Annotated in this window: 19 protein-coding genes; 15 read left to right on the top strand and 4 right to left on the bottom strand. The window is 66.5% G+C overall.

What is annotated here, in order from left to right; all coding sequences use genetic code 11:
- From PKKP23_RS20880 to PKKP23_RS20865, 4 genes are read left to right on the top strand one after another with little or no spacing between them, the layout of a single operon-like run.
- Positions 1-1,026 carry a calcium incorporation protein MxaA gene (locus tag PKKP23_RS20880; RefSeq protein WP_240659078.1) on the top strand — a complete coding sequence of 342 codons (1,026 nt, stop codon included), beginning with the start codon at positions 1-3 and terminating at the stop codon, positions 1,024-1,026.
- Positions 1,023-2,030, top strand: a complete 1,008-nt coding sequence (locus PKKP23_RS20875; protein ID WP_176048939.1) for a vWA domain-containing protein — start codon at positions 1,023-1,025, stop codon at positions 2,028-2,030. Before PKKP23_RS20880 ends, PKKP23_RS20875 begins: the two co-directional genes overlap by 4 nt.
- Positions 2,027-2,632, top strand: a complete 606-nt coding sequence (locus tag PKKP23_RS20870) for a hypothetical protein (protein WP_126878256.1) — start codon at positions 2,027-2,029, stop codon at positions 2,630-2,632. The genes PKKP23_RS20875 and PKKP23_RS20870 overlap by 4 nt, the downstream gene beginning before the upstream one ends.
- On the top strand, positions 2,629-3,789 hold the full coding sequence (locus PKKP23_RS20865; RefSeq protein ID WP_126878255.1) for a vWA domain-containing protein: 1,161 nt from the start codon (positions 2,629-2,631) through the stop codon (positions 3,787-3,789). Before PKKP23_RS20870 ends, PKKP23_RS20865 begins: the two co-directional genes overlap by 4 nt.
- Here the strand turns inward: PKKP23_RS20865 and PKKP23_RS20860 are convergent.
- The 3 genes from PKKP23_RS20860 to PKKP23_RS20850 are packed head-to-tail and all read right to left on the bottom strand — an operon-like array spanning position 3,722 to position 7,369.
- Positions 3,722-5,068 carry an NADH-ubiquinone oxidoreductase-F iron-sulfur binding region domain-containing protein gene (locus PKKP23_RS20860; RefSeq protein WP_126878254.1) on the bottom strand — a complete coding sequence of 449 codons (1,347 nt, stop codon included), beginning with the start codon at positions 5,066-5,068 and terminating at the stop codon, positions 3,722-3,724. The genes PKKP23_RS20865 and PKKP23_RS20860 overlap by 68 nt on opposite strands.
- On the bottom strand, positions 5,056-6,693 hold the full coding sequence (locus tag PKKP23_RS20855; protein ID WP_126878253.1) for an FAD-binding protein: 1,638 nt from the start codon (positions 6,691-6,693) through the stop codon (positions 5,056-5,058). Before PKKP23_RS20855 ends, PKKP23_RS20860 begins: the two co-directional genes overlap by 13 nt.
- Before the next feature lie 7 nt (positions 6,694-6,700).
- Positions 6,701-7,369: a 4Fe-4S dicluster domain-containing protein gene (locus PKKP23_RS20850; protein WP_126878252.1), complete on the bottom strand. Its 669-nt coding sequence runs from the start codon at positions 7,367-7,369 to the stop codon at positions 6,701-6,703.
- Positions 7,370-7,768: 399 nt separating this feature from the next.
- Here PKKP23_RS20850 and PKKP23_RS20845 point away from each other — a divergent pair, with 399 nt between their 5' ends.
- The 9 genes from PKKP23_RS20845 (at position 7,769) to PKKP23_RS20805 (ending at position 19,654) form a co-directional block, all read left to right on the top strand.
- Entirely contained in the window at positions 7,769-9,781 is a 2,013-nt protein-coding gene (locus PKKP23_RS20845) for a sensor histidine kinase (RefSeq protein ID WP_176048942.1), read from the top strand.
- Positions 9,775-11,100, top strand: coding sequence for a sigma-54-dependent transcriptional regulator (locus PKKP23_RS20840; RefSeq protein WP_126878251.1), 1,326 nt, complete (start codon positions 9,775-9,777; stop codon positions 11,098-11,100). The genes PKKP23_RS20845 and PKKP23_RS20840 overlap by 7 nt, the downstream gene beginning before the upstream one ends.
- Positions 11,101-11,548: 448 nt before the next feature.
- On the top strand, positions 11,549-13,210 hold the full coding sequence (locus tag PKKP23_RS20835; protein ID WP_042301693.1) for an NAD-dependent malic enzyme: 1,662 nt from the start codon (positions 11,549-11,551) through the stop codon (positions 13,208-13,210).
- A gap of 74 nt (positions 13,211-13,284) precedes the next feature.
- A complete protein-coding gene (aspT, locus tag PKKP23_RS20830; RefSeq protein WP_126878250.1) occupies positions 13,285-14,967 on the top strand; it encodes an aspartate-alanine antiporter in 1,683 nt (560 codons plus the stop codon).
- 59 nt (positions 14,968-15,026) lie between these two features.
- Positions 15,027-15,437: a DUF3995 domain-containing protein gene (locus tag PKKP23_RS20825; RefSeq protein ID WP_026121668.1), complete on the top strand. Its 411-nt coding sequence runs from the start codon at positions 15,027-15,029 to the stop codon at positions 15,435-15,437.
- Between the two features lie 218 nt (positions 15,438-15,655).
- Complete coding sequence (locus PKKP23_RS20820) at positions 15,656-16,519, top strand: SDR family NAD(P)-dependent oxidoreductase (RefSeq protein WP_240659077.1); 864 nt, start codon at positions 15,656-15,658, stop codon at positions 16,517-16,519.
- A 41-nt stretch (positions 16,520-16,560) separates the two neighbouring features.
- Positions 16,561-17,358, top strand: a complete 798-nt coding sequence (locus PKKP23_RS20815) for an AraC family transcriptional regulator (RefSeq protein WP_126878248.1) — start codon at positions 16,561-16,563, stop codon at positions 17,356-17,358.
- Positions 17,359-17,650: 292 nt separating this feature from the next.
- Entirely contained in the window at positions 17,651-18,991 is a 1,341-nt protein-coding gene (locus PKKP23_RS20810; protein ID WP_017775840.1) for a hypothetical protein, read from the top strand.
- Positions 18,992-19,006: 15 nt separating this feature from the next.
- On the top strand, positions 19,007-19,654 hold the full coding sequence (locus PKKP23_RS20805) for a c-type cytochrome (RefSeq protein ID WP_126878247.1): 648 nt from the start codon (positions 19,007-19,009) through the stop codon (positions 19,652-19,654).
- Between the two features lie 10 nt (positions 19,655-19,664).
- Here PKKP23_RS20805 and PKKP23_RS20800 read toward each other — a convergent pair whose 3' ends face one another.
- Positions 19,665-21,203, bottom strand: coding sequence for a GGDEF domain-containing protein (locus PKKP23_RS20800; RefSeq protein WP_126878246.1), 1,539 nt, complete (start codon positions 21,201-21,203; stop codon positions 19,665-19,667).
- 541 nt (positions 21,204-21,744) lie between these two features.
- Here PKKP23_RS20800 and PKKP23_RS20795 point away from each other — a divergent pair.
- Both PKKP23_RS20795 and PKKP23_RS20790 read left to right on the top strand, forming a co-directional pair.
- Entirely contained in the window at positions 21,745-23,280 is a 1,536-nt protein-coding gene (locus PKKP23_RS20795) for a catalase (protein WP_126878245.1), read from the top strand.
- Between the two features lie 23 nt (positions 23,281-23,303).
- A complete protein-coding gene (locus PKKP23_RS20790) occupies positions 23,304-23,936 on the top strand; it encodes an ankyrin repeat domain-containing protein (protein ID WP_420873242.1) in 633 nt (210 codons plus the stop codon).
- Positions 23,937-23,972: the final 36 nt, after the last annotated feature.

Below are 23,972 nucleotides of genomic sequence, written 5' to 3'. Positions count from 1 at the left end.
ATGGCAACTTCGGCGCGGCTCGCGGTTGCGGCTTCATGGGTGACGTTTGCTATGTTCGCGACGTTCGCCTCATCCGCGGCCGCCGCAGAGTGGCCGGCCCGCGTGGCCGAGCCGCGTGCGTTCGGCCACACCATCGGCGACGTGCTGACACAACGGGTGCTGCTCGAAGCGAACGGCCATGCCGTGAGCGCTGTCGCCATGCCCTCGGCGGGCCGCGTCGGCGTCTGGTTCGAGCGTCGTGCGGCGCGCGTCGAGACCGACGCCGACGGGCGGCGCTGGCTGGTCCTCGACTATCAGCTCACCAATGCGCCGCTGGCGCCCACGCAGGTCGCGTTGCCCGCGCTCGAACTGCACATCGCGGCAGGCGACGTGCTGCGCGTGCCCGAATGGCGCGTCGGCATCGGGCCGCTCGTGGCGGATGGGGCGTCCACCACCGCCTCGGCGGATGCATCGGGTGCGTCGCCGATAGCCGACCCGCAGGCGGGTTTGAGCGGGATACAGCCCGATCGCCTCGCAGCGCCGGTCGCGCTGGCGCCCATCCGTCGACGGCTGGGCCTCGCGCTCGCCGCGCTCGTGGTCACGCTCGCCGCGTGGGGCGCATGGGCGTGGTGGCGCAATGCGCGCGAGGCCGCGCGGCTGCCGTTCGCGCGAGCCTGGCGGCAGATGCGGCGGCTCGATGCACGAGCGGCGCAATCCGAATCCGCGTGGCGCGTTCTGCACCGCGCGCTCAATGAGACGGCGGGGCACGTCGTGCATGCGGGGTCGCTTGCCGCGGTGATCGGTCGCGAGTCGTGGCTGCAACCGCTGCGGCCTCAGCTCGAACAGTTCTACCGGCAATCGGACGAGCACTTCTTCGCGGTGGCGCGGCGCAGCGATGCCGCGCCCGCCGCTGCGGCCACCGACGCTGCCACTGCTGCGGTCACCGACGCTGCCACCGCCGCTGCCACCGCCGCTGCCACCGATACGCGCGGCCTCGTCGATCTGTGCCGCGCGCTCTATCTCGCGGAAAGGCGCCGGCAGTCATGAGCGCGTCTCTCATTGCACCTATCGGCTCGCCCATCGACTTTGCCGCGCCGTGGATGCTCCTCTTGCTGCCGCTCGCGCTGCTGCCTTTCGTTCCGCGTCGCGACGACACACTGCCGTTCTCGTGGTCCGCGTGGCTGCCGCCCGACCGTGTGGGCCGCGTGCTGGGCTGGGTCTCGCGCGCGGCCGCCGCGCTCGCGATGGCGGCGATCGTGGTGGGACTCGCTCAGCCGGGCCGCATCCATCTGCAGGCGCACCGCACGGGGCGCGGTGCGGAGACGCTGATTCTGATGGACCGCAGCGGCAGCATGAACGGCGTGATGGCGAGCAAGGGCGCCAACGCCACCGGCGACGCCAAGAACACCGTGGCGCGCGCCGCGCTCGACGAGTTCGTGAACGGCCGGCCCAACGACCGGTTCGCGTTCATGATGTTCGGCATCAACCCCATGCTCGCCGTGCCGTTCACCTACGACCACGCCGTGATTCGCGCCGCGATCGGCAGCACGCAGATTGGCCGCGGCATGCCCGATACGCAGCTTGGCCGCGGCCTGCTCGCGGCCATCGGGCAATTCGACGGGCTGCCCTGGACGGGCCATCGCGCCATCGTGATGGTCTCCGACGGCGGCGCGAAGCTCTCGGACACCGAACGCAGGCTCATTGCCGAAGGGCTCGCGCGCAACCGCATCGCGCTGTATTTCGTCTTTCTGCGCAGCAGCTTCTACGGCGCGAAGCTTGACGCGGCCGCGCGGCAGGGCAGCGCGGCGCCCGAGGCGGACCTGCACCGCTTCTTTCTTTCGCTTTCCACGCCGTACAACCTCTACGAGGCGGGCGACCCCGGCGCCATGACGGCGGCGATGAACGAGATCGACCGCCAGCAGAGCTTCCCCGTTTCGTTCGTCGAGCAGTTGCCGCGCCAGGACCGCAGCGGCCTCTGCTTTGCCGTGGCGCTCGCGGGCTGCGCCGTGCTGCTCGCGGCGCGCGTCCTTCAGGTACGGAGCTGGGCATGAAACGCACCACCGTTCACGCCGTATTTGCCGTCGCCGCACTTGCGTGCGCGGTGTTTGCGGGTGCAGAGGCGATCCGGCTCGTGAAGGCGCAGCGCGTGAACGACGAAGTCGCGGCGGTGGCGCGCGGGCTGGCGGCTGCATCGGCTGCTGCACCGGCCGCTTCGTCGGGCATTGCCGCTGCCGCAAGCAGCACCGATACGATCGATTCGCTCGCGCCGCGCCCCGTGCAGCTTGCGCAGGCCGTGGCGCTTGCGGCGCAGCGCCGGTACGACGCCGCGGGACGCCGCTTCGAGGCGCTCATCGAAAACGGTGTGCACGACGAGACCGGCCGCGCGGCGCTATTCGATCTCGCCAACATGTATCTGCGCGAGGGCGCGGGCGCCGGCGACGACACGGGCACGAGCCGGTCGGCACCGATGATCGAGCAGGCCAAGGCACGCTACCGCGCGCTGCTGCGCATGACGCCCGACGACTGGGACGCGCGCTACAACCTGGAGCGCGCGCTGCGGCTTGCGCCCGAGCAGCCCACGGAAGCCGCCGCCGAGGTCGCGACGAAGAGCCGGATCAAGCTGCGCGGGGCGCAGAGCGAGGATCTGCCATGACGCGTCGTGCGCCGGCAGGGTCGGCCGGGCGGGTTAGGTGGGTCGGCCACCTCGCGCGCCGTCTTCTGCATGCGCCGAGGCACGTCCTCGCGGGCCGCGACTGGGCGGTGGCGGCCGCGCTCGTGCTGCTGGCCGCGGCGTTCGCGGTGCCGTCGGTGGAACTGCCGCGCGATACGTTCACCTACATGGTCACCTTCGACATTACGCAGAGCATGGACGCCGAAGACATGAGCCTGAACGGGTCGCCCGCGAGCCGGCTCGACTTCGCGAAGGCCGCGATGCGCGATGTGCTGGGTCAATTGCCGTGCGGCTCGAAAGTGGGCTGGAGCGTGTTCACGGGCCAAGCTGCGCTGCCGCTCGTGACGCCCGTGGAGGTGTGCCGGCACTACGACGCGCTGCTGGCGTCGCTAGGCGCAATCGACGGCCGCATGCGCTGGACCAACTGGAGCCGCATCGCGGAGGGCGGTATCTACTCGGCGGTGCGGGTCGCGCACACGATCGGTCAAAGCGCCGCGCAAGGCAGCGGCCCGGGCATCGCGCAAGCGGACGGACAAGCGGACGAACAAGCGGATAAACCAACGGACGAACCAGCGCGCGGGCCAGCCACGGCCGCACGCGGCGTCGCGGTGGTCTTCTTCACCGATGGCCAGGAGGCCCCGCCCATCCTGCCTTCGAACGGCCCGGCGATCGAAATCGGCGTGCCGGGCGTGAAGGGCTGGCTCATCGGCGTGGGCGGCGACCAGCCCGTGCCGGTGCCGAAGACGGACGCGACCGGCCGCAAGACCGGCTACTGGAGCGCCGCCGATGTCGTGCAGGTGCCGCCGGCGGACCGCCCGCCCGGCGCGGGGGAAAGCCACGAGGAATTGTCCGGCCTGCGCGAGCCGTACCTGGCTACCGTGGCGAACCGCATCGGCTTCGGGTATCGGCGGCTGCTCGGGGCGGCATCGCTCGCGGCTGCACTACGCGACCCGTCGCTCGCGCACCGGGAACCCGTGCCCACCGACGTGCGTTGGGTACTCGCGCTCGCGGCGCTGTTGCTGCTGACGTGGCGCTATGCGCGGTTCAGCCTCCTCACGGTCCTCACAGCCCTCACAGCCCGTACTCGCCGGGAAACGTTCGCAGCGAACTCTGCACCACCGTTGCCGCACCGTCGATGAGACCGCAACGCCCCGAGCGAGGCAGCAGCGTGGCGAGGCTGGCAAGCGCATCCACGTCGCGTTGCGTGGCCACGCCGGTGTCGATCCGGTGCAGCAGGCGCGCCATCTGGAACGTGCCGCACTTGCAAGGCGGACATTGTCCGCACGACTCCGCTGCAAAGAATTCCACGTAGCGCGCCACCTCGCGCACGATGCTCGTGCCTTCGCCCAGCACGATCATGGCGCCCGTGCCGAGGCTGGAGCCGCGTGCGCGCACCGAGTCGAAGTCGAGCGCGACGTCGAGGTCGGCGGCGCTCAGGAGCGTGTTCGACGGCCCGCCCGTGAACACGGCCTTGAACGCCTTGCCGCCCAGCATGCCGCCGCCGCAGCCGAACACGAGGTCGGCGAGCGGCGTGCCCATCGGCAACTCGTAGAGGCCGGGGCGCAGCACGTCGCCCGAAAGCGAATAGAGCTTCGTGCCGCTCGCTTCGCCGATGCCGAGCGCACGGTGCGCGTCGGGACCGTCGCGCAGGATGTGCGAGACGTTGGCGATGGTCTCGACGTTGTTGATGAGCGTGGGGGCGCCCCCAATGCCCGACTGCGCGGGAAAAGGCGGCTTGCTGCGCGGGAAGGGGAAGCCGCCTTCGAGCCACGAGAGGACAGCCGTTTCCTCGCCGCCGATGTAGCGGCCCGAACTCTCGTTCAGCGCAAGCGCGAGCGGGTGCTCGAGCGCCGCCACGAGGCGCGCGAAGAGCGGGCTTGTCTGCCATTGCATGAGCGCTTCGCGCATCGCGGCGAGTGCATCGTGCTGACGCCGGTTTACGTAGAACACGACGTGCGTGGCGCGAATCGCGAGAGCCGCGATCAGCGCGCCTTCGATTACCTGATGCGGCGTGCGCGACAGCAAATGGCGGTCCTTGAACGTGCCGGGTTCGTCCTCGTTGCCGTTGACGACGACGTAGCGAGCCGTCGGCGCCGTGCCGGGCAAGGTGGGGTCTTCCGCTGCGCCGGTACCCGCGCCGCTGCCCGCGTCGGTACCCGCGTCCACCTTCGCAGGCAGCCCGCCCGCCTGCGCGGCCGCGCGCCATTTGCGGTGGGTCGGAAAACCCGCCCCGCCCATGCCGACGAGGCGCGCGGCCTCGATGGCGTCGATGATCGCCGCGGGGTTCGCGAGCGCGGCATCGAGTCCGCGTCCGCCGCCTGCTGCGAGCCAACGTCCGTAATCGGCCCCCACGTTGAAGCGGGGGCTCAGGAGCCGTTGGTTCAAACGCTCGTCCAGATGATGGTTCAGGCCGTCCATGTCGAGTCCCCCTTCGCGCCGCCTGCCAGATGGCGGCGCAGATCGAAGTTGCCGTACCCGGGGTACAGGAGCGGGGCGCGCGGGGCGGCCGTCTCGCCCGCCGTGGCCAACGCACGCCGGAATGCCGCCACGTGGCCAAGGCCGGCGCGACCCGTCGGCCCACGCTGTGCCGCGCACGCGGCCGAGTGCACGCCCGCGCGCCGGCCGAACGCGATGATGTCGAGCAGCGCATTGCCCATCAGCCGGTTGCGGCCGTGTACGCCGCCCGCCACCTCGCCGGCGGCGTAGAGCCGCGCCACGTCGGTCGACGTGTCTGTGCCGATGACGACGCCGCCGTTCTGGTAATGCAGCGTCGGATAAACGAGCAGCGGTTCGCGTGTGGGGTTGATCTGGCATTTCGCGGCCAGATGGGCGAGCCCCACCAGTTGCGTCGTGAGCAGATCCGGCTGGCGGGCGAGCAGGTCCGGTGTGTCGATGAACACGCCCCGGGCACCGTCGCGTTCGATGCCGCGTCCTTCTGCGCATTCGCGCAGGATCGCGGCGGCGACGACGTCGCGTGGCGAGAGTTCGTCGATGAAGCGCTCGCCCAGACCGTTGACGAGACGCGCGCCCGCCGAACGAACGGCCTCCGACACGAGCGCGCCCGCCAGATGCCGCGGCCATGCGATGCCGGTAGGGTGGTACTGGAAGCTGTCGAGGTCGGTCACGCGTGCGCCCGCCCGATACGCGATCACGAGGCCGTCCGCCGTTGCGCCGTAGTGATTCGAGGTGGCGAAACCTTCCAGGTGCAGCCGGCCCGCGCCGCCCGTGGCGAGCACGACTGCCCGCGCCAGCACGGGGCGCAGCCGGCCGTGCTCCAGATCGCAGAGCACGGCGCCCGCACACGCGCCGCTCTCGTCGGTGAGCAGTTCGAGCGCGGGCGCCCGGTTCAGCACCGTGATGCGCCGGTCGAGTTCCACTGCTTCGCGCAGCACGCGCATCATTTCGAGCCCGGTGAAGTCGCGATGCGAGAGCACCCGGGCGGCGCTCGTGCCGCCCGCGCGTTTGCGCAGCAGCCGTCGGCCGTCGGGCTCCAGATCGAACGCGACGCCAAGGCCGATCAGCCAGCGGATCGTGCCGGGGCCATCGGCCACCAGTTGCGCCACGAGTTCGGGCCGGGCCGCGCCGTGTCCGCCGCGCAGCGTGTCGTCGTAGTGGCGCGCGATGCTGTCGTCGCTGCCCACGGCGGCCTCTATGCCGCCCTCGGCCATCACCGTGTTGCTGTCGCCCACGCGCAGTTTGGTGGCGACGATCACGTCCGCGCCCGCGGCGGCAGCTTCGAGCGCCGCGGCCGCTGCGGCGCCGCCTCCGCCGATCACGAGCACGTCCGTGACAAGCGGCGGGGCGCCGGCCAGGTCGACTTCGTCGATCAGCGCGTCCGACTCCAGAAGCCGCGCAAGCGCGGGATGGCACGCGTGACCCGCATTCGGGCCGACGCGCAGCGGCGTGCGCGCGCTTGCGCGGTGGTCGGGGTGATAGGCGGCGAGGAGGTCCGCGGCGGAGGTGCCGGATTCCCGCAAGGGCACGTCGCGCCCCGGCAGCAGACGCATGCGTGCGTCGTCGTAACGGATGGAGGCAGCGGTCATGGTCGTGTCACTCCGTGTGAGCGTGGCGTTCGACGCTGTGCGCCGGACTACCTTGGCCGGCCGTGTCCTGACCGGCCGTGTCCTGTTGCGCGAGGCGCGCGATGAGATCGACGGGCCGCAGCGTCAACGCCGTCTGTACGCGCCGCGCCGCGAGACCCAGATGATTCGGCCAGATCCGCTCGGGGCAGGCGAGTGTGCAGAGGTTGCACATCACACACGCATCGAACACGCCGGACGCGCCGGGCAGGTCGCCCGCCACCGCGAGCGCCACGCCGCGCTCGACGTCGATGCCTTTTGGACACGCGCGCGTGCAGCCGCCGCAGTGGCGGCAGTCCTGCGCCTCGGGAAACACGCGCATCAGTTCGCGGTGCGCGTGCCAGCCGTCGGCGAACTGGCCGATCTCGTAGCGGTGCGGCTTGTCGGGCGTGAAGTAGTCGATGAAGCTCACCTGCATGCCGTCTTCCACGCGCGTTTCACAGGCCAGCAGCGGCGTGACCTGGCGTTCGCCCGCGCGTCGCACGAGGCAGCGGCACGCGCCGCATACGCCCTGGCCCATGCAGCCGACGTTCGCCGTGAGCGCGCCGGCATGGGCGGCGGCCTCGACGATGGAAAGCGTCGCGGCGACTTCGGCCGTGCGGCCGTCGATCACGACGGTGATGTGCCGTTCGTTCGTCATGCTGATCCTCGTGGACGAATGGTTCGAGTGCGCCTGCCGTACCGGTGCGGGACCGATGCCGGAAGGCGCGACGCGCTGTCCAACGCAAGGAGCAGGCCACACGGGATGCGGCGGGTTGGCGCAGAGGCCGCGAACCGCCCGGCGCTGGTGACGGCGGCGGCAGCGTCCCGCGCCATCCAGGGAACAACGCTTCGGCCGCGGCCCGGCGTTCGGTTTTTCGAACCCGTTCCGCGGCCTGTGTTCGGAAAACCGAACGCGCCGCGCACAAAGCACGGGGAAGCTTGCGCTGTATCAACGGGTGAGGGCTTCTGGTCTGGTGGCATGAGGCTTGCCTTGAAAGAGCGCGCACGACGCGCGCCGCCAGCCCATCTGGCGCGGCAAAAGCAACGGAACACCACGATGACCACGACTGTAACGATCAAGCGCGCCGACGACGAAACGGGCAGCGACCCGCCGGCCGACTGCCGTTACCACCGGCGTTGTGCGGGGCGATGCGAGCGTCTCGCGACGGAAGCGGGCGACCCCACCGAGCTTTCCGGCCTCTCGTGCATCCGCTCGTTCCGGCGGCGCGACGCCATCATCTATCTCTCGCTCACCTTCGTCGTCACCGTGCTGTGCTTCGTGGGCGCCTACCGCTACTTCTTCGACCTGGGCATGGCCAGTCTGGAGGCCTCCACGAGCCGCGAGTTGCCGGTGTACGTGCAGCGGCTCGAACGCGAAACGGACCGGTTCGACACGCTGCTGCTCGCGCTCTCCATGAACCGCGACGTGGCGGCGTACCTGAAGGGCGACCATTCACGCGAGCGCAGCGATGCGCTCGACAGGATGCTGCGCGACCTCAACGAGAGCACGGGGGCGCTGCAAACGTATCTGGTGGATACCACGCTGCACGTGGTGGCGTCGTCGATGCCCGACGGGCCGGGCAGCTTCGTCGGCCGCGACATCTCCTACCGGCCCTATGTGCAGCGCGCGCAGCCGGGGCGTGTGGTGGGCTACTACGCCGTGGGGACCACGGGCAACATGGCTGGCTACTACCTCGCGACCGCCGTGAACGACGACGCGGGCCGGCGCGTGGGCATCGTCGCGACCAAGATCGGCCTCGACCGGCTCGAACGGGACTGGCTGCATGGCGTCGAGCGCCGTGTGGTGGCGCTCGACGAGAACGGCGTGATCGTGCTGTCGTCGCGGGCAGACTGGAAAAATCGCCTGACGCACGTCATCACGGACGCAGAACGCCGCCGCTTCTACGAGACCCAGCAATACAACCGCGCGGACCTGCGCCCGCTTGCGTGGGGCAGCGTGACCCCGCCGTTCGGCGAGCGGCCTTTCCTGCGCGCCGGATTGCCCGGACAGGAACGCGACTATCTCGCCGTCACCGCGCAGTTGCCGGAGCTATCGATGCGGCTCGTCGTGCTTGCCGATCCGTCCGACACGCAACAGCTCGCGCTCGCCCAGGCCGGCTTCGTCGCGTTTGCGGTGGCCGTCGTCGCGCTGTTCGCGCACATCGTCTACGAGCGGCGCCTCAATACGCAGGAGCAGCGGCTCGCGCGCGAAGCGCTGCAGGCGGCGCACGAGCGCCTCAAGGCGCGCTTCGAGCACCGCAGCGCGGAGCTGCGCATTGCCAACGAAGACCTCAGGAAAGAGGTGGCCGAGCGTATCGAGTCCGAACGCCGGCTGCGCAGTTACCAGGACGAACTCATCCGCACTGAAAACCTTGCCGTGATCGGACAGCTTTCCGCGGGGCTCGCGCACGAGATCAACCAGCCGCTTGCCGCCATGTCCACGCTTTCGGAGAACGCCGTGCGCTTCCTGCAGCGCGGCGATACGGCCACGGCGCAGTTCAACCTGGGCCGCATCAGCGAACTGGTCACCCGCATGGGCACGCTCACGGGACGTTTGCGCTCGTTCGCGCGGCGCTCGAGCGGCGAGATCGTCGCGATGCCGCTCGTGCCGTCCATCGAAAACGCGGTTGCGCTGCTCGCCCACCGGCTCGAAAAGGAACACGTCGCGGTGAAGATCGACGCGCCGCCCGGGCCGCTTTTGGCCTTCGGCGAAACCGTGCGGCTCGAGCAGGTGCTCGTGAATCTGCTCTCGAACGCGATTGAGGCGATGGAGGCGAGCCCGGTACGCGAGATCGTCATTCGCGCATATCGCACGTACGGCGACGGCGAGCATGCGTTCATCGAAGTGCTCGACAACGGCATCGGCCTGTCCGACGCCGTGCAGGCGAGATTGTTCGAACCGTTTTTCACCACCAAAAAGACGAGCGGCCTCGGGCTCGGACTCGCCATTTCCGCCGACATCGCCACGAGCTTCGGCGGCAGCCTCACCTGCGAAAACCGGCCGCAAGGCGGAGCCCTGTTCCGCCTCACGCTGCGCGCCGCACCGTCTGAAGGAAACGCATCATGCTAGAAAACATCGACGTCCTTGTCGTCGAGGACGACGACGACGTGAGACTGGGTTGTCTGCAGGCGCTCGCCCTGGAAGGCGTGCGCGCAGCGGGCTTCGAAAGCGTGGAGAAGGTGCCGCGCAATCTGCCGCGCGACGGCGCCTTCGTGGTTGTCTCCGACATCCGGCTGCCGGGCATGGACGGCATGGCCTTCCTGCGCCAGCTCGTGGAACGCGACGCTGACCTGCCCGTCATCCTCATCACGGGACACGGCGACGTGCAGATGGCCGTGCAGGCCATGCGCGACGGCGCCTATGACTTCATCCAGAAACCGTTCCAGTCGCGCGAACTCGTTTCGGTCGTCAAGCGCGCGCTGGAAAAGCGCTCGCTTGCGCTCGAAGTGCAGCGGCTGCGCCGCCAGGTGGCCGAAATCGGTGGGCTCGAGCAGCGCATCATCGGCCGCTCGCCCGCCATCGTCGAGCTGCGCGAGTTGGTGGCGGAACTGGCGCCGCTCTCCACCGACGTCATGATTCTGGGCGAGACCGGCACCGGCAAGGAACTCGTCGCGCGCTGCCTGCACGATCTTTCGGGACGTAAAGGGCCGTTCGTGGCGCTCAATTGTGGCGGCCTGCCGGAGTCGCTCTTTGAAAGCGAGATATTCGGTCACGAGGCCGGCTCGTTTTCGGGGGCAACGCGCCAGCGTATCGGCAAGATCGAGCATGCGCAGGGCGGCACGCTGTTTCTCGACGAGATAGAAAGCATGCCGCTCGCCATGCAGGTGAAGCTGCTGCGCGTGCTTCAGGAGCGCAGCGTCGAGCGGCTCGGCTCGAACCGGCTCATTCCCGTGGACTTTCGCGTGATCGCGGCCACCAAGGCCGATCTGCTCGCGCTTTCGGAAGAAGGGAAATTTCGCGCCGACCTGCATTTCCGCCTCAACGTCGCGACCATCACGCTGCCGCCGCTGCGCTCGCGTCAGGAAGACATTCCGCTGCTGTTCGACGTGTTCGTGCAGCAGGCGGCGTTGCGACTCGACCGGCCTGCGCCGCCCATCAAAGACACGGTGGTGCGCGAGCTGCTGGCCCACAAGTGGCCCGGCAACGTGCGTGAGCTGCGCAATCAGGCCGAACGCTACGTGCTGGGTCTCAAGGGTGCGCCGGGCACGCAGGACACCGAACCGGTCTCGCTGACAGCCACCGTCGATGCGTTCGAGCGTGGGCTCATCGTGGAGGAGTTGCGCCGTCATGGCTGCAATCTGTCGCGGGCGGCCGAGGCGTTGCACATTCCGAAGACGACGCTCTTCGGCAAGATCCGCAAGTACGAGATACAGAGCGAAGACAGCTGACGGGCGCGTGCGCTTTTTTCTGCGCTTCGTTTTGCGCGCTTTGTTTTGCACGTTTCCTCCGCCCGTTCCTCCGCTCGTTTCCTTCCCTCTGCTTTTCCGCCTGCTTCTGCGTGCTTCTGCGTGCGGGCTTCGCGCTGCGGCCGAAGCCCGCTTGTCGCGTTGCCCGTCGTGTTTCTGCTTCGTGCTCGTGCTGCTTGTGTTTGATCGTGCTGCGCGCGCCATGCGCCGATGTTCAGGCATTCGAAATACCGAACGGGCTTCGAAGCTCTCATTCGTAAAACCGAACGGCAACGTCTGAGGAGGATCATCGCTGTCGCCCGAAAACCCTTGCACGACAAGGGTTTGCGGCGGTCCATCCAGATTGGCATACCCCTTGCAAAGTAGATCGCGAAAGCTCTCGCGAGCTTGTGTCAGTACGACTTCCGATCACACCAGAGGAATTGCAATCATGGCCATCACCAATGCTGCCGAAACGAAGAAGCTCAATGTGCGCGTTGTCGCCCCGCTCGCGGGCGCCGCGCTGCTGCACGATCCGGCAAAGAACAAGGGTTCGGCATACACCCACGAAGAGCGCCGCCAGTTCGGCCTCGAAGGTCTGCTGCCGCACGCAGTGGAATCGCTCGATCGCCAGGTGGAGCGTGTGCTTTCCCATCTCGATAGTCTCGGCGACGATCTCGCACGCTACGTCTATCTGATCGATCTCGAAGCGCGCAACGAAACGGTGTTCTACAAGACGATCATGTCGGACCCGAAGCGCTTCATTCCGATTCTCTACGACCCGACCGTCGCCGACGCCTGCCTCGCGTTCGGCAACCTGTATCGCCGCGCGCGCGGCATGTACATCACGCGCGACATGAAAGGCCGCATCGCCGAAGTGCTGCGCAACTGGCCCGAGAAGGACGTGCGCTTCATCTGTGTGTCCACGGGCGGGCGCATCCTCGGCCTGGGCGATATCGGCGCGAACGGCATGGGCATTCCCATCGGCAAGTTGCAGCTCTACACGGCCTGTGCCGCGGTGCCGCCCACCTGCCTGCTGCCGGTGCTGTTCGACATCGGCACGACCAATGACCAGCTACGCGCCGACCCGTTCTACATGGGCACACGCGAGATGCCGCCCAGCGAAGCCGAACTCGACGAGTTGACCGAAGAATTCGTCCGGGCCGTGGAGGACGTGTTCCCGAACTGCTGCGTGCACTTCGAAGACTGGAAGGGCACCGACGCCATCCGCATGCTCGACCGTTATCGCGACCGCATTCTTTGCTACAACGACGACATTCAGGGCACGGCGGCCGTGGTGCTCGCCGGTATCTCGGCGGCGTTGAACCAGACGGGCGGCAAGCTGGCCGACCAGCGGTTCCTGTTCCTCGGCGCGGGCTCGGCCGGTATCGGCATCGCGAAGCTGATCGCGGCGGAACTGCAATCGCGCGGTCTGTCGGCCGAAGAAGCGCGCAAGCGCGTGCGGCTCTTCGACGTCAACGGCCTCGTGGAATCGTCGCGTACCGACCTCACGGAAGCGCAGAAGCTGTGGGCGCAGGACGAAAAGCCGAGCCGCAACTTCGTGGAAGTCATCGAACGCTTCAAGCCCACCATGCTGGTCGGCGTGTCGACCAAAGGCGGCGCGTTCACGAAGGAAGTCATCGAAGCAATGTCCCGCCTGAACGAGCGGCCCGTCATCTTCGCGCTCTCGAACCCGACCAACAAGGCGGAGTGCACCGCCGAGCAGGCCTACACGTGGTCCAACGGCCGTGCGCTCTTCGCAGCCGGCGTGCAATTCGACGAGTTCGAGCTGAACGGCGTGCAGTACCGGCCGGGCCAGGCGAACAACTTCTACATCTACCCGGCCATTGGTCTTGCGACCTACGCATGCCGCCCGACGCGCCTGAACGACGAGTGCTTCATCGTCGCGGCGCACGCCACGGCAGACCAGGTTGGCCCGGCGCTGCAGGCGAAGGGCATGTTGTTCCCGAGCCAGGAGCACATCCTGGAAACGGAAATCACGACTGCGAGCCGCATTGCCGAATACATGTTCGATTCGGGCCTTGCCGGCGTGCCGCGGCCGCGTGAAATCCGCTCGTGGATCGAAAGCATGCTCTACCGGCCGGCCTACTGAACGCCGCCCCGGCACCCCGGATGCGCATGCAGCGTGCGCATCCGCCACTACTCGAATCAAGCGGGTGATTCATCATGGAATACTTTGTCCACACGCTCCAGAAGTACCCCGAGATCGCGCTGTTCCTGACGATCGGGGTGGGCTTCTGGATCGGTAATCTCAAGCTCGGCAAGTTCAATCTCGGCGTGGTGACCTCAACGTTGCTCGCCGGGCTGCTGATCGGCCAGATCGGCATCAAGCTGCCTGTTGCCTTGCAGTCCACGTTCTTCGCGATGTTCCTGTTCGCGGTGGGCTACGCGGTGGGACCGCAGTTCATTCGCGCGCTGCGCAGCGACGGCCTGCCCCAGGTGATCTTCTCGATCATCGTGTGTCTCGCGGGTACCGGCACGGCCGTCGCGCTCGGCAAGCTGCTCGGCTACAACGGGGCACTCACGGCAGGGCTGCTTTCGGGCGGCTACACCAACTCCACGGTGCTGGGCGTGGCCACCGACCTGATCCAGCAGTCCGGCCTGCAGCAGGCCCAGTTGCAGAGCGCGCTTGCACTCCTGCCTATCGCTTATGCGGTTACGTATCCGTTCGGCACGATCGGCTCGGCGTATCTGCTCGCCAACGTCGCGCCGAAGGTGTTCGGCTTCGACCTCGCACGCGAATGCGAGAACTACGAGCGCGAGCACGGCGTGGGCACGCCGATCGGCACGACGGCCTACCGCGAATACTCGGCACGCGCGTTCCGCCTCACGAACCCGGTGCTCATCGGCAAGACTGTGTCCGACGTCGAAACCCTGTTCAATCGCGAGATTTTCGTGCGCCGCATGCGTCTGGGCGACGGCATGGAAGTGATCGACTGCAAGGGCGAAACCGTGTTGATGGCGGACTCCATCATCGCGGTGTCCGGCGGTCTCGCGCCGCTGCTCGCCTACGAGGAGCAGTTCGGCCCCGAGGTGAAGGACGTGCCGCTCCTCGACTTCCCGACGGAACTGCTCGACCTCGTGGTGACGAGCAAGGCCTACGCGGGCAAGACACTCGGCGATATCTCCGACGCGCTCTTCGGCGAACCTGGTCGCGGCGTGTTCCTCACCAACGTCACACGCTCGGACATCCTGCTGCCCATGCGGCGCGAGACGAAGATTCAACGCGGCGACGTGCTGAAGATTCTCGGCGCACGCCAGGACGTGGCGAAGATCGCGCGGACGCTCGGCTATGCGGACCGGCCGCTCGAAGGCTCGGACATGGCGTTCATGGCCTTCGGCATCGTGGTGGGCAGCCTGATCGGTGCGATCACGGTGCATATCGGCGGCGTGCCGTTGAGCCTGGGTACGGCAGTGGGGGCCATCGTGGCCGGCATTATCTGCGGCTACCTGCGCTCCACGATGCGCACCTTCGGCCACATTCCCGGCCCGGCGATCTGGGTGTTCAACAACGTGGGCCTGAACGGCTTCATTGCGTGTGTGGGACTCAACGCGGCGCTGGGTTTCGTGAGCGGCATCCAGCACTACGGGCTCACGCTGTTCCTTGCGGGGACCCTGGTGACGATCGTGCCGATCATCGTCGGCTTGCTGCTCGGACGGTACGTCTTCAAGTTCCATCCGGGGATCTTGCTGGGCGCCTGTGCGGGTGCACGCTCGACTACGGCGGCGCTCGGCTCGCTGCAGGAAGTGGCGAAGTCGAACGTGCCCGTGATCGGCTACGCGACGGGCTACGCGGTGTCGCGGCTCGTGATGGCGCTGCTCACGATCGTGGTCGTGAACGTGTTCTAGCGATGACTGAACGGCGGCCAGTCTGGCCGCCGCTCGTGCGGATAGAGAAGGGGAGCGAAATGATTGGAGCGATGTTCGGTGTGCCCGTGCTGTGCGTGCTCGCACTCGTTCACCTCTACTGGGCATTCGGCGGGCGGCGGGCCGTCACCGTTGCCGCTTCGGCGCACAGCGGCGCACGCGGCGTACGGCCGTCACGCGCCGCGCTCGTGGGGATTGCGGGGGCGTTCGGCGCGGCGGCCGCCGTGGTCGCGATGCGGGCCGGCTGGATCGACCTCTGGCGCGATCCGCCCAGCGTGAGAATTGCCGCCGGCATGGTTGCGCTTGCGTTCTCGCTGCGGGCGATCGGCGACTTCCGGTATGTCGGCGCATTCAAGCGCAACGGCAACGCCTCGGTGTTCGGCTTCGTGGATACGCTGCTGTGCTGCCCGCTGTGCATCGCGCTGTCCGTTGCCGCGATTTCGCCGGTGTAGGGCCTGGGGGGCGGCCACATGAAGCAGCTACGCGAGGCAGCCAGACGAGGCAGCCAAATTTTGACCAAGACGGCCGCAAGGCCGCTTTGGTGCAATAGGACCATGACGGCGTCGCAGCGCGCAGGGCGTGCTTGCCGCGCCGCGCTCGCCGCCGCTTTCCCCGCTTTCCCGGGGCTTTTGCCGCTTTCACGTGCTCATTTGGTCACACGGTTTGGTCCATGCCCGATTCGCAGACGTCTGAAGCTTTCAGCACAACTACCGCCCACCCTCCGCAGCGCATGGCCGGCCGCGTCTGCCTCGTCACGGGCGGCGGCAGCGGCATTGGCCGGGCCACCGCGATCCTGATGGCGCGCGAAGGCGCGGCCGGCGTGATCGTCGCGGGGCGTCGCCGTGAGCCGGGCGAAGCCACCGCGCAAGCGTGCCGCGAGGCGGGACGTGACGCGGGACTTGAAGCGGGACGCAAAGCGGCAAGCGAAGCGGGCTCCGGGTCCGGCTGTGACGCCCATTACGTGCAGGCCGACGTCACGCGCGAAGCCGACGCCGCCGCGCTCGTCGAATTCGCGCTCGCACGCTTCGGCCGGCTCGACGTCGCGTTCAACAACGCCGGCTACCAGGAGCCGCGGGCGCTGCTCGAAGCCCAGACCCGCGAGACCTTCGACGCCGTGCTCGACGCGAACCTGCGCTCCGTGTTCTACGGCCTCAGGCACCAGATTCCCGCGATGCTGGAACGCGGCGGCGGTCGTATCATCGTGAACGCGTCGGTGAGCGGCATCCGCAATCCCAATCCGGGGCTCGCGCTATATTCGGCGTCCAAGGCCGCCGTCATTTCGCTCGTGCGCTCGGCGGCGATGGAATGCGCGCCGCGCGGCATTCGCATCAACGCGATTGCGCCGGGGCGGGTGGTAACGAGCATGATGCTCGGCTCGGGCATCGACCCGAACGCCATCGCGGCGAGCCTGCCCGTGCGGCGTCTTGGCGAACCCGAGGAAGTCGCGCAGGCGGTGGTGTGGCTCGCATCGGACGATGCGTCATACGTCGTTGGTCACGTGCTCGCGGCCGACGGCGGTTTTCTCTCTTCGTGAGTCGTGAGGCACCCGTGACCCGCTCCATTGCCCGAGAACGTATGCGCTACTGGACCGAGCCGGCCCTGCCGGGTCTTTCGTTGCTGCGCGCGAATCTGCTGGGCCACCGCTACACGCCGCACGTGCACGAGGCGCTGGTGCTCGCGGTGACGGAAGAGGGCGGCAGCGCGTTCTTCAGCCGCGGCAGTACGCAGCGGGCCAGCACGGGCCAGGTGCTCGCGTTCAACCCGATGGAGGTGCACGCGGGGCACACCGTGGACAGCGAGATCTGGCGTTATCGCGGGTTCTATCTCGAACAGCCGGCGCTCACGGCCCTGCGTGCGCAGATCGGGCTTGCAACCGAGCCCGGCTTCGTTGCCAACGGACTCGCCGATCCGCAACTGGCGTGCGCGCTGCTCTCGGCTCACGCGCTGTTCGAAGCGGGCGAAGGGCAGGCCGGGCACGAGACGCTGATCGGGGCGCTCGGCACGCTCGTCACGCGCCACGCCGGCATGCCGCTCAAAGGCGCACGGCCTTTGCATGCACGCACGGTCATCGAGCCCGCGCTGCAACTCATCGCCGATCATTACGATGCGCCGATCACGCTCGACCAGATGGCCGCGGCCTGCGAGATCACACCGTTTCGTCTGATCCAGGCGTTTCGGGGTGCTACCGGTCTCACGCCCCATGCGTGGCTCGTCCAGACCCGCCTTCGTGCAGCGAGCCGGTTGCTGCGCAGCGGCATGACGCCGGCGGAAGCCGCGCTCACGAGCGGCTTCTGCGATCAGAGCGCATTGAACAAGCACTTCGTGCGGTGCTACGGGATCACGCCTGCGGCTTACGCACAGGCTTACATGTAGCCATATTTAGCCTTACTGAATGTAAGTGAACTCGATGTCTGCAGTGTGGTCCCGGCCACAGTCTGCGGCGCAGTCCCGGCGCAATCTCGACACAGTGGATAGAGCGGCGCGCGCCGTTTTTTAGTCGTGCTTCCGGTTGTGCCATCGAGCGATTGACTTCAGTCAAATCTGGCACGCGCCGTACTCCTATATTGAATCCGTGTCCGATGTGCGCCGATACGGCAAAGTGTGACTCGTCGATTCAAGAGCCAGCACCGTCGGACCCGCAAAAACAAGAAGCGGAGGGGACGACATGACTAACCGGACAAGACGGCATTGGCTTGCCGTATTCACACTCATTGCGGCCGCGCTGTCGCATGCGCCCGCGGCACGAGCGGTTCCCGCATTCGCGCGGCAAACCGGACTGGCCTGTGTTGCATGCCACGTCAGCTTCCCGGAACTCACACCGTTCGGGCGTTTCTTCAAGCTGACCGCCTACACGCTATCGAACAAGTGGACCATTCCGCTCGCAGGCATGGCGCAGGTTTCGCAGACCAACACGCGCAGCATCAACAACGCCAACTACGACTTCGTGCGTAACCAGGACGTGGTGCTGCAACAGGCGAGCCTCTTCTACGGCGGACGCATCGCCGGTCCGGTAGGCGCTTTCGCACAGTGGACCTATGACGGCGTCGCACATCACAGCGGCATCGACAATACGGACATTCGCGCGGCAGGGCATTTCACGCAGGGCGACATCGACTTCATCTACGGCGTCACGGTCAACAACAACCCGACCGTGTCGGACGTGTGGAACACCACGCCGGCGTTTGGTTTCCCCTATGCGTCGAGCAGCGTTTCGCTCACGCCGATGGCGGCCACGCTGATCGACGGCGGCCTCGCCCAGCAGGTGGCGGGAGCGTCGGCGTACGCGTTCTGGAATCGCAGCGTGTACGCCGAGTTCGGCTTTTATCGCACCGCAGACCAGATGTTCTCCGTGTTTCGCACAGGGCAGGACATCACCACTCCGGGTGCCGTGAAACGCCTGAGGGGTGCCAATCCGTATTGGCGGGTGGCCTACAACCGCGAGTTCGGGCCGCATTCCATCGAAGTGGGCACGTTCGGGCTGATCGCGGACGTCTATCCGGACAACACGATTCCAGGTTCTCCCACCGACCGCTTCAGCGATTACGGCCTGGACCTGCAGTACCAGTACCTCACGCTCTCGCATGCCTTCACCACGCAGATCACGTTCATTCACGAAAAGGAGGACTGGAGCGCGAGCTTTCCGAGCGGCGGTATTGGCGCGGGACCCACACCCAGTAATCCGACGGATCACCTCAACACGCTCAAGCTCAAAGCTTCGTATTACTACCTGCGCAAGTACGGCGCGACGCTCGCGTACTTTTCGACGACAGGCAATGCGGACGCGGGCCTGTACGGCGCCGTTCCCGTGACCGGCAGCGCCAACGGCCTGCCCGACACGCGCGGCCTCATTTTCGAACTCGATTACCTGCCGCTGCCGCAGATAAAGCTCTCGCTGCAATACACGTGGTTCCTCAAGTTCAACGGCGCGCGCTTCAACTACGACGGCAACGGACGAAACGCCAGCGACAACAACACGCTGTACATGCTTGCCTGGTTCGTTTTCTGATCTGCGGGGTCATTCATGCGCACTCTTTATCTCCCGATTCCGCAGGCACCGTCGCGTCTCGCGGCCTGGCTCGTTGCCGTCGCGGTGGTCTTTGCCGGTCTGCCGTTACTCGCGCATGCCGAAAACAGCGAGCGCGGCGAGCGTCTGGCCGGCCAGTTGTGCGCCGCGTGTCACGGCGTGCACGGCCACAGCGAATCCCCCATCTTTCCGCGACTGTCCGCGCAGACGCCCGAGTATCTGACGGCACAGCTCAAGGGCTTTCGCGATCACGCACGCGGCGAAACCGATGCGCGCTCGTACATGTGGGCCATTGCATCGCAACTCGACGATGCCACGATCGCGTCGCTGGCCGACTATTACTCGCATCAGGAGCCGGTGCACGGCACGCCGGGCGACGCGGCGTTGCTCGCGAAGGGGCAAGACCTCTTCGAACATGGCGCGCCGGATCGAGGCACGCCCGCCTGCGCGTCGTGCCACGGCGATGAGGGGCAGGGCAACGGTACGTTCCCGCGCCTCGCGGGCCAGCACCGCGAATATCTGCAACGGCAGATCGAAGTCTTCAGCAACGGCACGCGCGCCAACGCGCCGGTCATGACGGCCATTGCCCACTCGCTGGATGCGGACGAAGCCAAAGCAGTGGCCGCGTGGCTGGAGTCCCGGTAGGGCGCGGCGGCTAATTGTCTTGCGTAGCGTCGGACTGCGGGGCGTCCATGCCCGCCGATCTGACGCAATTCCGGCCGGCGCGTTTGGCTTCGTACAGTGCGAGGTCTGCGGCCTTCGTCAGTTCATCCAGGGACGCCGGGTGCGCGCGTCGTCCCGTCGCGCAACCGATGCTAACCGTGAACGGATGAAGGCCAGGCGTACCGGCTTCGTGCCGCGCCTGCCACGATCGTTCCAGCTCCTCGCGTATGCCTTCGGCGATGAGCAAGGCGTTCACCCCGTTCGTGTCGGGCAAGACGACCACGAACTCCTCGCCGCCATAGCGAGCGGCGCAATCGCCACGGCGGCGAACGCGTTGCGCGATGCAGGCGGCGAGATGCTTCAACGCCTTGTCGCCTTCGGCGTGCCCGTGCTTGTCGTTGTATTGCTTGAAATGATCGGCATCCACGTAGAGCACCGAGAGGGAGCTGTCGTTACGCTGCAGTCGTTCCCACTCGTTTTCCAGCACTTCGTCCAGCGCGCGCCGGTTTTTCAGGCCCGTCAGCGAATCGGTTTGCGTGAGTTCGGTCAGGCGGTATTCGGCGAGTGCGCGGTCACGCAGCGCAAACGCCAGCAGCCAGACCACCGCGCAAAAAGCGAAGCTGATGGCCGAGGCGGAAACGCCCACGATCCACGAAAGCGTTCTCCATGAGGCGAGCACGTCGTCGAGCGCGGGTGCGACGACGGCGATCAGCGGCGTACCGGGCACGCGCTGAAACGTGTAAAGCCGGAGCACGCCATCCGTCGATGAACGCGCCGCATAGAAGCCCGATGCCTCGTTCACCATGCGCGGGAAAGTAGGCGACTTGTTGAAGTTCGGCGCGAGCGCCGGCGGCAAGTAAGGATTCCTTGCCACCAGGGTGCCGTTGGTGCGGACGATGGCGGTGATGCCGTGCGGGCCGACGTCGAGGTCGTCCAGCAGGTGACGGAAATACGCCACGTCGATGGCGACCAGCGCCACGCCCTTGAAGGAGCCGTCTGCGTTGTCGATGCGTCGGCTCAATGCCATGGCTTCCACGCCACCGCGCGAGCGTGCGCGATACACCGCGGAGATGTACAGGCCGACCTTGGCCGACTGACGATGCACGAAGAAGTAATCGCGGTCGCTGAAGTCCCAGCGGTGCGTGCTCGAACAGCAGCCGTCTATCAGTTGCCCACGCGCGTCGGTCACGCCCATGCCGGTCACGTAACGCGAAGCGGCGGTGCGATTGAACAGCAGTTCGTGGCGCACGTCGGCGTTCATGTGCTGTATGGCCGGCTTGTTGAGCGCCGCGATCAGCGTTTGCAGCGATTGATCCGAGGATTCAATGGTGCGCGAGATGTTGCTCGATAAAACGGCGGCCACGTTTCTGGATGTCTCGTGAGCGTGAGCGATCGCTGTGTCGCGCGCGGCGATGAGCGTGAGCAGGCTCACGCCCAGAACGCCCGTCGCCAGCAGCGTGCCGAGCGCACCCACGATGAAAGGACGGCGGCCCGCGATAACGGCCGCCCGCCTGACAGAATTAGGAAACACGGTAATCGTCTTGTAGGGGCCGATCTTGTCTGAAGCGTTGACGGCAGGGACGGCTGTGAGGCGCGGATTGCCGGCGTGGTGTCAGCCGGATTATCGGCACAATGGCGGGAAAATTCAGGGTTTCGCCGCTGTTTTATTGAGGTGGTTTCCGATGGCGCCCCCGGCGATACAGTTCGCGTCACGCGAATTTGGCGGCGCTGCGCCAACACGGTCCGCCGTTGGATGCCCCGCTGGCTGGTGCCGCTCCATCGAGCAAAGCGATAGCGTCACCGCGCCGTTTTCGCCTTTCCCAACCCTTCGCCATTTCGATTTATAGCTTCATGCGAAGAACACACTCAATTACATAATTGCACCGACCACGACTGATAATCGAATGACGTCCGAATGACATCTTTGTCATAAATGGTACCCGACATAAATAAAGTTATGCGAATCCGTGCCTATCGCGGCGATCGTGATTTTTGATTGGAAACCTCGCGAACGAATCCATTAAATACGAGGGGCGTCACGATCTCGCGGCGCACAGCCAAAGGAAAATGTAATGGATCGCATTGTAAAAAAACTTGCCAGGACAGTTTTGTCGATTTCGATATCGACTGCTGTGATCAACATCGCCTATGCTGCGTCCCTCACAAACGACAACGGCACGCCCGTTGGCGACAACCAGAACTCCCAGACGGCCGGGCCGGCTGGCCCAGTCCTGCTACAAGACTCGCACTTGATCGAGAAACTTCAGCGCTTCGACCGCGAACGCATTCCCGAACGGGTCGTGCATGCCCGCGGCACCGGTGCATTCGGCGAATTTGTCGCAAATGCCGATATTACCGATTTGACCAAAGCCCAGGTATTTACGCCCGGTACCACGACACCCGTTTTCGTGCGATTTTCAACGGTGATGGGTTATCGCGGGTCGCCGGAACAGGCGCGCGATCCACGCGGATTTGCAGTGAAGTTTTATACGATGCAGGGAAACTGGGATCTCGTTGGTATCAACTGGCCGATTTTCTTTATTCGCGACGCAATCAAATTCCCGGATTTCGTCCATGCCAACAAGCCGAGCGCGGTGACCGGCGTGCAAGACCCGAACCTCGCGTTCGACTTCTTCGCCCACACGCCTGAAGCCACCAGCATGCTGACGCATCTTTACACCGACGAAGGCATGCCCGACTCGTATAGGCACATGGACGGCTACGGCGTGCACGCATTCAAGTTCGTCAACGCACAAGGCGAGGTGCACTACGTGAAATTCCACTGGAAGAGCGAGCAAGGCGTGCAAGGCATTCGCCCGCAAGACATCGCCACGTCCGTGGGCCGCGACTGGAATCTGATGACGGACGACCTCTATGGCGCGCTGAAGGCGGGCAGCGATCCGAAATGGGATCTCTACATCCAGGTGCTCAATCCGCAGGACCTGAGCAAGTTCGACTTCGATGCGCTCGACGACACGAAGATCTGGACCGGCGTGCCGGAGCGCAAGATCGGCACGCTCACACTGAACCGCGTGCCCGACAACTACTTCCAGAGCACCGAGGAGTCGGCTTTCGCTCCGTCGCGCATGGTGCCGGGTATCGAGGCATCCGAAGACCGCATGCTGCAAGGCCGGCTCTTTGCCTATGCCGACACGCAGATGTACCGCCTGGGCGCGAACTACAACGATCTGCCCATCAACCGTCCGCGCGTGGCTGTCACGAACGACAACCAGGACGGCAAGATGAATTACGGCGACCGCCAGGGCGAGATCAACTATGAGCCATCCGGCATCTCCGAACTTGCCCAGGACCCGAAGGACAAGATGGTCAACACGCCGTTGTCCGGGACCACGCAGCAGGAGGCGATTCACAAGACCCTGGACTTCCGTCAGGCGGGCGAGTACTACCGGACGTTGTCCCCGCGCGACAAGAGCGATCTCGTGACCGCGCTGGCCGGCGACCTTGGCCGCGTCACCAACGACGCAAACAAGTACACGATGCTCTCGTACTTCTACAAGGCCGACGCCGATTACGGCACGCGCCTCGCGCACGCGGTGCATGCCGACCTTTCGCGAGTGCAGTCGCTCGCCGCGAGGCTTGACGGATGAAGCCTTCCAGCCACGCAGGTTTCATGAGGCGCGTGGCGCGGCGCGTCGGGGCGCATGCCGTAACGAGCGTATCGGTTTTGCTCGTCGCGACAGGCATCGCCCTGACGTTCGCGGGCTGCGTACGGTTGCCGGAGCGGCCATCGTACGCAGCCGCTCAGCCCGCGGCCCTTCGCCGGTTCGACGACGACTGGTTCGCGGCTGCCCGTGTGGGCCGCGTCGACATTCTGCGGGCGCTCGTCGAAGCCGGGTATCCGCTCGATGCCACCAATCGAAGCGGCTATACGGCTGTGATTCTGGCCGCCTACGACGGTCAGCCCGCCGCGCTCGACTATCTGCTGAACGCGGGTGCCGACCCATGCATGGGCGACCACAACGGCAATACCGCGCTGATGGGCGCCATCTTCAAAGGCGAGTCGCAGATCGCGCAGCGGCTGATGGACACCCGGTGCGCCATCGATGCGACGAATCACGCGGGTGAGACGCCGCTCGCCTTCGCGGTGCTGTTTGGCCGGCTCGACCTCGTGCCGCCGCTCGTCAAGCGAGGCGCGAACCCGAACCACGTGGACGCGCGCGGACGCTCGCTGCTGGAGGTGGCGGCCGGCCAGCGCAACGAATCGGCGGTGGCGGCACTGCGCAGCGTGGGTGCAACGCAGTGAGTTGCTCACCGAGGTGCTCACATCGGTCGACCGCTG

It is taken from the genome of Paraburkholderia kururiensis JCM 10599 = LMG 19447 (assembly GCF_003986935.1).
Classification (GTDB): Bacteria; Pseudomonadota; Gammaproteobacteria; order Burkholderiales; family Burkholderiaceae; genus Paraburkholderia; species Paraburkholderia kururiensis.
The sequence above is the reverse complement of the archived record's forward strand: the minus strand, read 5'-3'. Positions and strand labels throughout refer to the sequence as shown.

Coding starts and splice junctions, on each gene's coding strand:
- PKKP23_RS20880 (WP_240659078.1), top strand. CDS start 1: ATGGCAACTTCGGCGCGGCTCGCGGTTGCGGCTTCATGGGTGACGTTT.
- PKKP23_RS20875 (WP_176048939.1), top strand. CDS start 1,023: ATGAGCGCGTCTCTCATTGCACCTATCGGCTCGCCCATCGACTTTGCC.
- PKKP23_RS20870 (WP_126878256.1), top strand. CDS start 2,027: ATGAAACGCACCACCGTTCACGCCGTATTTGCCGTCGCCGCACTTGCG.
- PKKP23_RS20865 (WP_126878255.1), top strand. CDS start 2,629: ATGACGCGTCGTGCGCCGGCAGGGTCGGCCGGGCGGGTTAGGTGGGTC.
- PKKP23_RS20860 (WP_126878254.1), bottom strand. CDS start 5,068: ATGGACGGCCTGAACCATCATCTGGACGAGCGTTTGAACCAACGGCTC.
- PKKP23_RS20855 (WP_126878253.1), bottom strand. CDS start 6,693: ATGACCGCTGCCTCCATCCGTTACGACGACGCACGCATGCGTCTGCTG.
- PKKP23_RS20850 (WP_126878252.1), bottom strand. CDS start 7,369: ATGACGAACGAACGGCACATCACCGTCGTGATCGACGGCCGCACGGCC.
- PKKP23_RS20845 (WP_176048942.1), top strand. CDS start 7,769: ATGACCACGACTGTAACGATCAAGCGCGCCGACGACGAAACGGGCAGC.
- PKKP23_RS20840 (WP_126878251.1), top strand. CDS start 9,775: ATGCTAGAAAACATCGACGTCCTTGTCGTCGAGGACGACGACGACGTG.
- PKKP23_RS20835 (WP_042301693.1), top strand. CDS start 11,549: ATGGCCATCACCAATGCTGCCGAAACGAAGAAGCTCAATGTGCGCGTT.
- aspT (WP_126878250.1), top strand. CDS start 13,285: ATGGAATACTTTGTCCACACGCTCCAGAAGTACCCCGAGATCGCGCTG.
- PKKP23_RS20825 (WP_026121668.1), top strand. CDS start 15,027: ATGATTGGAGCGATGTTCGGTGTGCCCGTGCTGTGCGTGCTCGCACTC.
- PKKP23_RS20820 (WP_240659077.1), top strand. CDS start 15,656: ATGCCCGATTCGCAGACGTCTGAAGCTTTCAGCACAACTACCGCCCAC.
- PKKP23_RS20815 (WP_126878248.1), top strand. CDS start 16,561: ATGCGCTACTGGACCGAGCCGGCCCTGCCGGGTCTTTCGTTGCTGCGC.
- PKKP23_RS20810 (WP_017775840.1), top strand. CDS start 17,651: ATGACTAACCGGACAAGACGGCATTGGCTTGCCGTATTCACACTCATT.
- PKKP23_RS20805 (WP_126878247.1), top strand. CDS start 19,007: ATGCGCACTCTTTATCTCCCGATTCCGCAGGCACCGTCGCGTCTCGCG.
- PKKP23_RS20795 (WP_126878245.1), top strand. CDS start 21,745: ATGGATCGCATTGTAAAAAAACTTGCCAGGACAGTTTTGTCGATTTCG.
- PKKP23_RS20790 (WP_420873242.1), top strand. CDS start 23,304: ATGAGGCGCGTGGCGCGGCGCGTCGGGGCGCATGCCGTAACGAGCGTA.